This window comes from Thalassoglobus sp. JC818, assembly GCF_040717535.1.
In the GTDB taxonomy this organism is placed as follows: domain Bacteria; phylum Planctomycetota; class Planctomycetia; order Planctomycetales; family Planctomycetaceae; genus Thalassoglobus.
Genome location: NZ_JBFEFI010000007.1, coordinates 302,447 through 314,802 on the forward strand (window position 1 = coordinate 302,447; position 12,356 = coordinate 314,802).

Genomic DNA, 12,356 nt, shown 5'->3' on the forward strand with positions numbered 1-12,356 from the left:
TCAATCCTGCGCAGCTTCTGGCTGAGTTGAATCTGCTGCGCCGGGATCTCGGATCGCTTTAATGAGAGTCAGACCATCGATTGCGCGACCGAAGTCGGGATCGATCTTCAGGCATTCTGCATATGCCCTTTGTGCGTCTTCAAGCTCGCCTGTTTCATAGAAGAGATTTCCCAGATAGAAAAACGGCGCATCTGCCTCATCAGGGTTTGCTTCGGCGCTTTCAATGAACAGGTTAATGGCTTTCGAAGGATCTTCCGATTGATAGATCTTTCGCCCATAGTGAAACTGCGACTTGCCCCAGTTGGCTCGGGCTTTCTCTTCGTCACCTTGTTCGGCAGCTAGGTTCGCAAGTTGCTGATAGAGGTCGGCAACGACTTCGCGTTCATCGTTGGATTCAAGAGCCGCTCCAACGCTCATGACTTCTCGAGCTTCTTCCTTCTGGTCATTGCCAATCAGTGCGAAGCCGAGCCTCGCGGCGCGATAGGAATCTAATCCATCGCGATTGACAACTTCTTTGAGGAGTGCAATCTGCTCATCAAGGTTGCCGAGCCCACGAGCGACATCTGATTTCGCATCCCAAATGACGGGATTGAATGTGCTGCCAGCGTCATGCTTCAACAGATCCTCCGCGTCCTGAGCTTTTCCTGCATCGAGCAGTTCGGTGACACGTGTCTGGACAAATTTCACGTTTCCCAGCGTTCGAATTTGTTGAATGCTTTCGAAAATTTCCTGACGCGGCGAGGTCAGCCCGACGAATCGACGATCTGAGCTGAGATAGAGCATCGATGCCAGATGATGCTCCCCTTGTTCATCGAAGACTTCCGCAAGCAGACGCTGCGGTTCCGTTGCGTTTGGGAATTCGTTGACGAGTTCCTTGAGCAGGTGTTCTGCCTGGTTGAGTTCTCCCGCCCGCCAGGCAATTTTCGCCAATTCATAGCGGGCTGCCGGAAGCGAAGTTGCTTTCAGGAAATACTCTTTCGCGGATTCGGGATCGTTTTGACGAAGTGAGTTTCGACCGAGAAAATACCAGCACTGGCTGGGGTAATAATGCCCGAGTTCCATTGCTCGTTCGAATTCTCGCGACGAATCATCGATCCGGCCAGCGAGGATCAGGGCGAATCCCAGTTCGTAGGCGATGGACGAGTCTTCAGGTTGGATCTCTTTTGCTCGAGTAAAACAAGCGACTGATTCGTCGTAGTATCCGAAGGCCTGATAGACGATACCCAAGCCGCTCCATTGTTCCGCGAACTTAGGGTTCATGGCGACTTCGGACGACATGATCATATTGCGAGTGAAGACCGGCATGCCTTCGGTGTTCACTGTCGGTGCAACTGGTTGCTGTTGAACGTTCCGGTACGACCAGAAGCCGACAAGAAGTTCAATGCCGATCACTGCCAGTAAGAGGGCGTTGATCACTTTCATTCCTGCTCCTCGCCTTCTTGAGTCCAGATCGTCACACGTCCGGGTCGAATGATTGGTTCGTGGTTGAAGAGAGAACCAGCGACGATTTCGATTCGGCCGTCCCCCGTGATGTCGCCGCAAGCGACCGTTGCGAGTCGGGCAGGGGAGGTGGCGACTTTCCAGGATTGAAAGTTTTGTTGCCCGTCGTTTTCGAACCAGACCAGACTTGCCGTTCCCTCAACATTCCAGTTGTTAAACCGGCTGGCCGCGATGATGTCCAGATCCCCGTCGTCATCAATGTTTGCGACTGCAACTGAGCTGCATCCAGGCAGAGAACCAACCGAATGCAATTCGAATTCAAAATCACCTTGGTTTTCGAGCCAGTAAACGCCGTGCGATGATTGCTGGGAAGGAACTGGAAATTCCGAGTCTTCTCCAGCAGCGATGAGAAAATCGAGGTCATCGTCTCCATCAAGGTCGACAGCTTGCATCTCAGATCCGCCGAAGTCGAAGTTCGCCGTTCCCCAGATCTTTCGTCGTTCTGGTTGGAAGGGGACTTCCCCCGTATTTTCGAAGATCCACACTTCCTCCTGGTCACCTGCGATGAATGCAGCGATGTCGGGATCTCCATCACCGTCGAAATCGCCGACTGAAACGGAGACCGTTCCTGCTGCTCGCATGAGTTCCCGATCGACGAAATTGAGGTCGCCGAGATTCTCCATCCAGAAGATTCGGCCGAATTCATGTCCGTATTCTGCGACGGCGAGGTCAAGGTCGCCATCACCATCGAAGTCACCTGAGCGGACATCCGAGACGCGACGAATTTGATCAATCAGAACTCGCGGGGTGAACTCGTTGTCGCCGGCGTTCTCCAAAAGAACGACTTGCCCGATCGGTTCTGATGTCGGATTCAAGCTTCGAAATACTGCGACCAGAATGTCGAGATCGCCATCTCCGTCGAGATCGACGACTTCCGTCCGGGCTGGCACGGCGATGCTGTTTTCTGGAACGAGAGCTGTTTCGTCCCATGCTCCGTCCGACTGTCTCTCATACTGAAAGATCGTATTTCGCACCGCATCGCACACGAGGATTTCAAGCTTGTCATCTTGATTGAGATCGACGAGTTTCACGTTCGTGACTCTAGGACTCCAGTCCTCATGGTCGGACAACTCGGCTGCCCGGAATTGAATTGGCGAAACTTCGAGATCCGTCTGGGTGCGGGCGATTTCCAACGGAGGACCCTGGGGAGCGGTCCGGCCGATGACCTGTAACCATCCGATGGGAATGACGATGGCAATCAGAACGAGCGCGATCGTGAGTCCGTAACGAACGCGAGTGCCAATTTCTTCTACCGGGACATTCGGTTCCGGTACGAGCGAACTGCCCCGAAATTTGAATTCACGAAACATTCATTTCCCGCGAGTTGAGTCTTCAGTTGAACGACGAGACTTCGGCTTTGCAAACTGGCTGGAGGATAACAGCCAACATCCGATGATGCTGGTGTCCGAATCACAACGTTTTCGGGATGAGAACACAACTCCCGCCCCCGAGAATTTGCAATTCATGGCACGTTTTTCCATCACTGATCACATCTCGACTCTTTAAGACGCATCAGTTGTCGGCGATGCATTTGTTCGAGCAATACGGTAGTGTGTTTGAAACCGCCGTGCTTCACATCAATCAAAAGGGGATTGCATGTCACTTTCAAGACTGAGTCGACGAACCGCTCTGCAAACGATGGCAGCGTCGTCATTGGCGTTGCTCCCGCAGACACGCAAAGCGTTTGCTGCATCTCCAAACGGACGATTGAATCTGGCGTTCATCGGAGTGGGCGGCCGTGGCGGACGAAATCTCAAGACGATGACCGAACAATCGCTCGTCGATGTGCAGGTCGTCGCGCTGTGTGATGTGAATCGTCAGAACCTGGGAATCGCCTCGAAGCTGTTTCCTGAAGCGAGAACATACGAGGACTTTCGGGAACTCTACGCAGACCGGACAGACGACATTGATGCGGTCGTTGTCAGCACGACCGAACACACGCATGCATACGCCACAATGCCCGCGCTGAAAATGGGCAAACATGTGTACTGTGAAAAACCACTCACGCTGAATGTAGACGAAGCCCGGAGGATTACACAAGCTGCTGAATCGGCAGGCGTGAAGACTCAGATGGGAACGCAGATTCACGGACTCCCCAACTATCGGCGGGTCGTCGAGTTGATTCAGTCGGGAGCGATCGGAGCTGTGCGGGAGGCTCACGTGTGGGTTTCACGTGCCTGGGGACTTCAGAGCAAAGAAGATTCGGATCGGAATCAAGATCGCGTGTTTGTCTCAGAGCGCCCCTCCGAAACGATGACGCCTCCGAGCTATCTCAATTGGGATCTGTGGATCGGACCAGCACCCATGCGTCCGTATCACGAAGTTTATTTCCCCGGTCCCAAATGGTATCGCTGGTGGGATTTTGGAAATGGGACGATGTCGGATCTCGGAAGCCACCGCGTCGATCTTCCTTGGTGGGCATTGAAACTTGATGCTCCCCAAACGATCGAAGCATTCGGCCCGGAACCACATCCGGAGATTGCCCCCGCGTCGATGCACGTCACCTATGAGTACGACGCACGCGGGGAGATGCCTCCGTGTAAACTGACGTGGTATCAGGGAGATCACAAACCGGAGATCTGGAACGAGGGAGGAATTCCCCAATGGGCTAACGGAGCGTTGTTCATCGGCGAAGATGGAAAGATGCTTCTCTCCGACTATTCCAAGTACGTTCTCTTGCCGGAAGCTGAGTTCGCCAATTTCAACCCACCAGAGCAGTTCATTCCGGACTCTCCGGGACAGCATGAAGAGTGGCTCGTTGCTTGTCGCGATGGATCCGAAACCGCGAGTCCCTTTAGCTATTCCGGACCACTCACAGAAGCCAATCATCTCGGAAACGTGGCTTTCCGGGCGGGCGAAAAGATCAAATGGGATTCGAAAGCCTTGAGAGTGACGAATTCTGATATCGCAAACACATTCCTTGGAAGAGAACCTCGCTCCGGCTGGTCGCTCGACTGAATCTGTCCGATCGGGAAATCAAAATGTATGACGCCCCAACGAAAGTTCCATCCTCTCGTGGGGCGTCGTTAATTACCAAGTGCACGTGTCACGCGGGGGCCTCTACTCTCCAATGCAGTAGAGGTTTTCTTTTCCTCGCAAATAGATCGCGTCTTCCACGAGTACGGCGGAAGAGTCAAAATGGTCGTCGAGCTGATTTGTGGCCAGCACTTCAAACTCGGAATCTGCCTTAATCACAACAGTTTCGCCGTCTCGACCGGTCAGGTAGATACGCCCCTGGGCTGCCACTGGCGATCCGTAAAAAGCACGTACATCTGGAACGCGAGTTCGCTCCAGCAAGACGTCGCCCGATTTGGGATCAACGCACGTTAAGATCGCGTTGTTGGACTGCGTAAAGTAAAGCAATCCATCGTAGAGAATCGGCGAAGGAACATATGGGGTTCCTTGTGAAAGTTGCCAGGCGATTTGATCAGTGCCGGTGACATCTCCCTTCGAATCGAGCGAGATCGCCATTGCTGAGGAACCGCGATAGCCGCTCATGCAGTAGACGAATTCTCCGTCTGTCACGGGACTCGGAGTGACATTGCTGACCTGGCCGCCGCATTCCCAGACGATGCTTCCGTCGTCTAAGTTGTAGCTTCGAACGCGATTGGCAGCGTTCACGATCACCTGCACAATTCCGTCTTTCTCAACAATCAACGGTGTCGCCCAGCTGCTTAGCTCATCGCGATCTCGAGTCCAGATTTCCTCTCCGGTCGCTGCATCGAGAACAATGATCGACGATTGCCCTTCGTGATCACGATTAATGATGAGGCGGCCATCATGAGCGACAGGTGAAGTTCCTTCTCCAAAGCTTCGTCGGGTTTCGACCGGGCCGAGATCTTTCTCCCAGAGCAGGTTTCCGTCGAGATCCAGACAATACAAACCTTGAGACCCAAACCAGCAGTAAATGTGTTCGCCATCAATGAAGGGAGAGCAGGAAGCGAAGCTGTTGTCCCCGTGGTGACCTTCGTTCGGAACACGCTCTGCGACGACTTTCTCCCAGATTTCCTCGCCCGTCGACCGATCCAGACAGAGCACGACGAACTGGTAATACGTGTTCGGAAACACAATCCCAAAAGACCGTTCTGGCTGATCGGCTGGGGCCGGTTTGGAAGGATCAACACGGCGTGTGTCGACGGCAGTGAGAACAAACAGCTTGTCGCCCCAGACGATTGGTGTCGCATTGCCCAATCCTTCAATCGGTTTCTTCCAGCGGATGTTTTTGTTCTCGCTCCAAGACAGAGGAGGCGTAGCTGTCTCGGACACGCCGTTGGCATTGGGCCCTCGCCATTGGTGCCAGGAAGTTGACCGCTCGACGTTATCTGCTGCCTGAGATTGCTGGTTTCCCGCAAGAAAGATCCCGCCGACAATGGCAATCCAACTCAACAATCGAAGTTTCGATGCACTCATTCCAAGATCCTTTTGTGAGAAGGGGAGTATCGGAACGAGAGCTTAAAGGATCGACCTCTCAACTGTGAAGTCGCGCGGGCACTTCATTGACTTCCGCACTCTTGGAGAGGACGTCGAAGTCGCTTCTGTTCTTTCTACTGTTGATAGTAGTCGCGATACCACTTCACGAACTGCTCAATGCCGGAGTCGAGTGATGTGCGAGGGGAAAAACCGGTGACTTGTTGAATGGACTCAATGTCTGCAAACGTTGCCGGAACATCTCCGAGCTGCATCGGCAGCAAATTCATTTGAGCTTTTTTGCCCAGACATCTTTCCAGCGAGTGGATCATGTCCAGCAACTCAACGGGCTGATGGTTTCCGATGTTGAAGATTCGGTACGGGGCTTTCGATGTTGACGGATCAGGAGCATCGCCGGACCAATTTGGATTCGGCTCAGTGGGGCGGTCAAGAACACGAACGATCCCGTCCACGATGTCGTCAATGTACGTGAAGTCACGTCGCATTTTTCCTTCGTTGAAGACATCGATCGGTTTGTCCGCGAGAATCGCCTTCGTGAAGAGGAACAGCGCCATGTCCGGACGTCCCCACGGTCCGTACACAGTGAAAAATCGCAGGCCAGTTGTCGGCATCTGGTACAAATGGCTGTAAGAGTGAGCAAATAACTCGTTCGCTTTCTTCGAAGCGGCGTACAGGCTGACAGGATGGTCGACGTTATCCGTCACCGCAAAAGGCATTGTTGTATTGGCCCCATAAACGGAACTGCTCGAAGCGTATACAAGATGCTTAACTTTCGAGTGTCGGCAACCTTCCAGGATATTTAAGAAGCCATCGATATTGCTCGACGTATAAGCGTGCGGATTTGTCAGCGAGTACCGAACGCCTGCCTGTGCGGCGAGATGGATCACGCCGTCGAACTGCTGGCTTTGAAAGAAGTCCGCCGTCTTCTCTCTGTCAGACAAGTCAAAGCGGTGGAATTGAAAACGCTCATCCGAGTTTAACATCTCGAGCCGCGCTTCTTTGAGTTCCACGCTGTAATAGTCATTGACACAGTCGACTCCAACGACTTCGTCTCCTCGGTCCATTAATGCACGAGCAGTGTGAAAGCCAATAAATCCAGCTGTCCCTGTGACGAGAATTTTCATGCGTGCCTCAGATTCCTCTTCTGAAACTTGTCTCCAAGCAGACTGGTGATGTCGTGGCCATTTCCGAAGTGTTCGAGTGAGTTCGATCAACTCACATGCTTCTTTCGCTCCAATTAAGCCCGACGAATCTTGTCACGACCGGACTTAACATCTCGCGTCGCATTGCGCGTGTCGATCACGAGCGGAGCATGCTCGACGATGAACTCGTAATCGAACGCACTGTGGTCCGTCGCAATCAGGATACAATCCTGCTCCGCAAGAAACTCTTGTGTTAATTCCTGGCTGGAAAGTTGTGTCAATTGATGTTTTCGCATCTTTGGAAGCGTGGGGATGTGTGGGTCGCTGTAGCTGACGTGAGCGCCTTTGGATGTTAATTGGTCAATCAGCACAAACGAGGGGCTTTCCCGTGGGTCTCCGGTGTTGGGTTTGTAAGCAACACCAAGCACACAAACGCGACTCCCTTTGATCGGCTTCTCGACTTCGTTTAAACAGTCGGAAACTCGAGACACCACATATTCCGGCATTCGGACATTCAATTCGCCAGCGAGTTCGACGAACTTCGTCGAGGCACCAAACTTTCTTCCCAGCCACGACAAGTGAAACGGATCAACGGGAATTGTGTGTCCGCCCACGCCGGGGCCCGGATAGAATGGCTGAAACCCGAACGGTTTCGTTTTTGCAGCTTCAATGACTTCCCAAATGTCAATTCCCATTCGGTCAAAGAGAATTTTCAGTTCGTTGACCAACGCAATATTGACCGCACGATAAGTGTTCTCGAGGATCTTGCATGCCTCAGCGACTTCCGGGCTTGAGACCTTAACGACGTCGACTCCGGTCTCTTTATAGAACGCTTCCGCGAGACGGGCGCTTCGATCGTCGATACTGCCAACGACTTTGGGAACGCGCGAATGCGAAGGCTCCGGGTTTCCGGGATCATCTCTCTCCGGGCTGTAAGCGAGGAAGAATTCTTCGCCAGCGACGCAGCCACTCACTTCCAGAATCGGCAGAACGAGTTCGCGGAGAGTTGAGGGGTAAGTCGTTGTTTCGAGAAGAATCATTTGCCCAGGTCGCAGTTCGCTGGCGATTGAGCGAACGGTTGTGCGAACGAACTGCAGGTCGGGATCGCGACTGGGGGTGAGCGGAGTCGGGACACAGATGATCAAAATATCTGCTTCCTTGATACGACTCATGTCGTCCGTCGCATCAAATCGTCCGCTTGTTTTCCATTCCTGAACGCGATCGTCCGGGACGTGTTTGATGTAGCTTTTGCCGTAAAGCAGCGATTCGATTTTCGCACGGTCGACGTCAAAACCGAGAACGCGATACCCGGAACTGAAGCTGCGATCGACAAGTGGAAGTCCGACGTACCCGAGTCCAAGAATCCCGACGACGGCGGACTTGTCGCGGATTTTCTTGCCGAGATACTCAGCCAGTCCATCGGGCTCCAATAGTTCCGGTGTCACTCCCATGTGACCGTCGTTGTGCAACATACCTGACATCAGCTTCTCGAATTCCGGGATTGGGAAAGTTTGGTCGCCGTCATTGATTCTGCAAGTGTGAAGGCGTCCAAGTATTCACAGGTCAAACTACCTGACAGGGGAAGGTGAGTCGAGCCTCGTTTGGGGGCTGGAGGATTCCCTTTGCTTAGCAGGCAGGAAGTTTCCTGAACTCCTTGAAGAACGTACGTCCGGATTCCGCCTCCGAGAATTGTACGGAGAGTCGACGTACGCGAATTCAACGACGGCTCACGAACCAAGACTCTACTACCGAAGTGATCCATCGGACGGAAAATCATCGAGCTTTGAAGCTGACACCTTCGTTTCGTAGGAGAGAGTCGGGGGGCACCTGAAATTCTTCGGCCAAACTCACCCTTCGATCGCATTGATTCTCTCCGATCAATTGGTCATGCTCAGTGATTCCTCATCCTGCAAAGGCCCGCCATGCAAGTTTTCATGCACATCCGAAGTCTTACTCTCTCTTCGTTCTCTGGAGTCATCACAGCTTGTCTTAGCGTGTTCCTCATGGCAGGAACGACCATGGCAGCTGCGACGAACTTACTGATCATCACCGTCGACGACATGAGTTGCGACTCGATGGGCGTTTACGACTGCCCGGTGCCCGACACCACTCCGCGTATGGATCAACTCGCGGCTGAGTCGCTGAGGTTTAACCATGCTCACGTTGTTGTCGGAAACTGCATGCCTTCGCGAAACGTGATGTGGTCCGGTCGATATCCGCACTCGAACGGTGTCGAAGGGTTTTATCAGGTTCCTGATGCGACACATCCACATCTTGTCGATCTGATGAAGCAGGCGGGCTATTTCACTGCGATCCGAGGAAAAGTTTCACATTCGACTCCGTATCATCCGTACCACTGGGACCAAATTCTCGATGCCGACTCGAACGGGAAGCAGTTTGCACTCAAAGATGCGAAATCCTACGGGAAGTCCGCTGCGATGGGGATTGCGGCCGCTCAGGAGGCAGGGCAGCCATTCTGTGTGATGATCAATGTTTCCGATCCTCATAAGCCCTTCTATGCACAAGGGAGGAACGGGACTGTCGTTGACGATCCGCATGTTCCGAGTCGAGTCTTCACAGCTGAAGATGTCAGCGTCCCGGGATTCTTGTTCGAAGATCCGGACGTCCGCCAGGAACTCGCCCACTATTACTCTTCCGTTCGCCGTGCAGATGACTGTGTCGGTGAAGTTCTCGACGCCCTCGATGCTTCCGGGCTCGGTGATGAGACACTTGTCGTGTTTCTCTCCGACCATGGTATGCCGCTGCCGTTCGCGAAGACTCAGGTTTATCATCACAGCTCTCGAACTCCGCTGATGTTCCGCTGGCCCGGAAAAGTCGCTGAGAACACCGTCGACACCAAACATATGGTTTCTGCAGTGGACCTGTTGCCGACAATCCTCGATGCACTCAAATTGTCTGTTCCGGATGGAGTTCAGGGGAAATCCTTCCTCCCGATTCTCGAAGGTGAAGAGCAGGCCCAGCGTGATTTTGTGATCAAGGAATACAATGAGAACTCGGGCAAGTCTCGTGACCCGATGCGTGCGATCCAAACGCAAAACCTGCTGTACATCTTCAATCCATGGTCAAACGGAGAACGAGTTTTCGCGACGGCAACCTCCGGCACGCAGACATACAAGAAGATGAAACAACTTGCCGAAACTGACCCGCAGATCCGTGAGCGACATGAAGTCTATCTGCACCGCAAGCCTGAAGAACTGTACGACATCGTGTCCGATCCCGACTGTCTTCACAATCTGATTGACAGCCCCGCTCACACAGCCGATCTTGATTTTCTACGGACGACTCTCGATCAGTGGATGGTGGAGACCGATGATCATTGCCTGATCGCGTTTCGAAATCGGGACGATCCAGAAGCGATGGAGAACTACGTCATCCAGAAAGAAGCAGAAGCTGCCCAAAGAGGACGAAAGAAGAAAGACCAAAACGGTTCGTCCAAGACGAATCAGAAATACAAAAACCTGATTTCGATGCAGATCGTTCGAAGCGACACTCCGGAACTTCAAGCAACTGTCCAGATCAAGCATAAAATTCCGAAACAGCTCGGCGAACAGAAGCTGCATGTCACTCTGAAAGGAGGACGTGATCAGAAACGCGTCGAAAGAAAAGTCGTCTCGGTGGCCGGGACCGGGACTGAAACAGTGGAATTCGCGATTCCGGAATCACTGAAAGACGACGTCATTAGCTGTGCGGTCTTCGTTGGAGAAGACTTCCAGCACAACCTGCAACACATTCAGTCGTCCCAAGTTTCTCCAGAGTAAGCCCTCGAGACTTGAGATCGTTGCGTGAGTCTGGCTTGGTTTTGAGGCCAGACTCATGCATGTCGTTTCTTGAAGATGGCGTGACCAACTCACTCTCACGCCATGATGTCGTGGACCACATTGCCGTACACGTCGGTCAATCGGAAGTTTCTTCCTGCGTGAGTGTACGTCAACTTCTCGTGATCGAGTCCGAGGAGATGCAGAAGTGTTGCGTGCAGGTCATGCATGTGAACGGGATTTTCGACGGGAGCGTATCCAAAGTCGTCCGTCGAACCGTACGTCATTCCCCCACGAACACCACCTCCAGCCATCCACATTGTGAACCCCTGCGGATGGTGATTCCGGCCGTCTTTGTTTTCAGCCATTGGCGTTCGGCCGAATTCTGCCCCCCAGACGACAAGCGTGTCGTCAAGGAGCCCCCGTTGATCGAGGTCAGCCAGGAGCCCGGAAATCGGACGATCGACTTTCGCGCATTCGCCGACCAATCCTTCCTGAACCTTCTGATGATGGTCCCAGGTGTAGTCGGTCGACACCTGAATGTATCGCACTCCATTCTCGGCAAACTTGCGAGCGAGCAGGCATTGGCGTCCAAAGTTGTCCGTTGGCTCCTCTCCGATTCCGTACATCTCGTGCGTCGCTGGTGTTTCGTCGTCCAATCCCATGACTTGCGGCATGGTCGATTGCATTCGGAACGCCAGTTCGTAATTCGAGATGAGCCCTTCGATCGTCGGATCAGTTACCGATTGTCGCAAGTGGGATTGGTTGAGCGACTGGATCAAATCGACCTGCCGACGTTGTTGGTCTGTGTTCAATCGGGGATTGCGAAGGTTGGAAACGACCGCTTGAGAAACAGGTGTTTCGGCGGATCCAATGGCAGTTCCCTGATGAGCAGCGGGAAGGAATGCACTGCCGTAGTTCTGCACGCCGCCATGTCCGCGAGGCGGTGAAATCGTGATAAAGGCGGGAAGATTTGCACTTTCGCTTCCGAGCCCGTAGCTGACCCACGCGCCAACGCTTGGGCGGACCAGATTGGCCTGGCCTGTGTGCAGTCGGAGCAATGCCTCACCGTGAGCGCTGCCTTCTGTGTGAAGCGATCGAAGCACGCAGAGCCGGTCTGCGTGCTGGCTCAGTTCCGGGAACAACTCGCTGATCCAGACTCCACCCTCGCCGTGTTGCTGAAACTGAAACGGCGATCCCAGCAACTCACCCATGTTCTCTCGATTGACCCCGACAGAACTTCCGGAAAGCTGCTGACCAGCCCGCGCGTTCAATTCCGGTTTGGGATCGAACAAGTCAACATGACTCGGCCCGCCCCACATGAAGAGAAAGATGATCCGCTTCGCTCTCGGCGCGAAGTGCGGCGTTCCATCGGTCGGATGTGCTCCGCTGAAAGCAGACGCGGATTCGGAGAGCATGGAAGCGAGAGCGATTTGTCCCAGACCGCATGCACTCGTCCGCAGCATCTCTCTTCGATTCCAGACTGGCTCGAATTCATTGCACTTCATGG

At 53.4% G+C, this 12,356-nt stretch carries 8 protein-coding genes; 2 read left to right on the forward strand and 6 right to left on the reverse strand.

What is annotated here, in order from left to right; all coding sequences use genetic code 11:
• Nucleotides 1-1,422: a tetratricopeptide repeat protein gene (locus AB1L42_RS19160; protein WP_367059856.1), complete on the reverse strand. Its 1,422-nt coding sequence runs from the start codon at nt 1,420-1,422 to the stop codon at nt 1-3.
• Entirely contained in the window at nt 1,419-2,810 is a 1,392-nt protein-coding gene (locus AB1L42_RS19165) for a VCBS repeat-containing protein (RefSeq protein WP_367059859.1), read from the reverse strand. The genes AB1L42_RS19160 and AB1L42_RS19165 overlap by 4 nt, the downstream gene beginning before the upstream one ends.
• Before the next feature lie 328 nt (nt 2,811-3,138).
• On the opposite strand from AB1L42_RS19165, the gene AB1L42_RS19170 reads away from it, so the two are divergent.
• Nucleotides 3,139-4,458: a Gfo/Idh/MocA family oxidoreductase gene (locus AB1L42_RS19170; protein WP_367060071.1), complete on the forward strand. Its 1,320-nt coding sequence runs from the start codon at nt 3,139-3,141 to the stop codon at nt 4,456-4,458.
• Between the two features lie 102 nt (nt 4,459-4,560).
• Here the strand turns inward: AB1L42_RS19170 and AB1L42_RS19175 are convergent, their stop codons facing one another.
• The 3 genes from AB1L42_RS19175 to AB1L42_RS19185 form a co-directional block, all read right to left on the reverse strand.
• Complete coding sequence (locus AB1L42_RS19175; protein ID WP_367059862.1) at nt 4,561-5,910, reverse strand: PQQ-binding-like beta-propeller repeat protein; 1,350 nt, start codon at nt 5,908-5,910, stop codon at nt 4,561-4,563.
• A 134-nt stretch (nt 5,911-6,044) separates the two neighbouring features.
• Nucleotides 6,045-7,052: an NAD-dependent epimerase gene (locus tag AB1L42_RS19180; protein WP_367059865.1), complete on the reverse strand. Its 1,008-nt coding sequence runs from the start codon at nt 7,050-7,052 to the stop codon at nt 6,045-6,047.
• A gap of 113 nt (nt 7,053-7,165) precedes the next feature.
• A complete protein-coding gene (locus AB1L42_RS19185) occupies nt 7,166-8,542 on the reverse strand; it encodes a nucleotide sugar dehydrogenase (RefSeq protein ID WP_367060076.1) in 1,377 nt (458 codons plus the stop codon).
• A 450-nt stretch (nt 8,543-8,992) separates the two neighbouring features.
• Here AB1L42_RS19185 and AB1L42_RS19190 point away from each other — a divergent pair, with 450 nt between their 5' ends.
• Nucleotides 8,993-10,849: a sulfatase gene (locus tag AB1L42_RS19190; protein WP_367059868.1), complete on the forward strand. Its 1,857-nt coding sequence runs from the start codon at nt 8,993-8,995 to the stop codon at nt 10,847-10,849.
• Nucleotides 10,850-10,944: 95 nt separating this feature from the next.
• On the opposite strand, the gene AB1L42_RS19195 is transcribed toward AB1L42_RS19190, so the two are convergent.
• On the reverse strand, nt 10,945-12,354 hold the full coding sequence (locus tag AB1L42_RS19195) for a DUF1501 domain-containing protein (RefSeq protein WP_367059871.1): 1,410 nt from the start codon (nt 12,352-12,354) through the stop codon (nt 10,945-10,947).
• Nucleotides 12,355-12,356 lie beyond the last annotated feature (2 nt).

Excerpts from the sequence above, each read along its gene's own strand:
- AB1L42_RS19170 (WP_367060071.1), top strand. The coding sequence starts at position 3,139 with ATGGCAGCGTCGTCATTGGCGTTGCTCCCGCAGACACGCAAAGCGTTT.
- AB1L42_RS19190 (WP_367059868.1), top strand. The coding sequence starts at position 8,993 with ATGCAAGTTTTCATGCACATCCGAAGTCTTACTCTCTCTTCGTTCTCT.
- AB1L42_RS19180 (WP_367059865.1), bottom strand. The coding sequence starts at position 7,052 with ATGAAAATTCTCGTCACAGGGACAGCTGGATTTATTGGCTTTCACACT.
- AB1L42_RS19160 (WP_367059856.1), bottom strand. The coding sequence starts at position 1,422 with ATGAAAGTGATCAACGCCCTCTTACTGGCAGTGATCGGCATTGAACTT.
- AB1L42_RS19165 (WP_367059859.1), bottom strand. The coding sequence starts at position 2,810 with ATGTTTCGTGAATTCAAATTTCGGGGCAGTTCGCTCGTACCGGAACCG.
- AB1L42_RS19175 (WP_367059862.1), bottom strand. The coding sequence starts at position 5,910 with ATGAGTGCATCGAAACTTCGATTGTTGAGTTGGATTGCCATTGTCGGC.
- AB1L42_RS19195 (WP_367059871.1), bottom strand. The coding sequence starts at position 12,354 with ATGAAGTGCAATGAATTCGAGCCAGTCTGGAATCGAAGAGAGATGCTG.
- AB1L42_RS19185 (WP_367060076.1), bottom strand. The coding sequence starts at position 8,542 with ATGTTGCACAACGACGGTCACATGGGAGTGACACCGGAACTATTGGAG.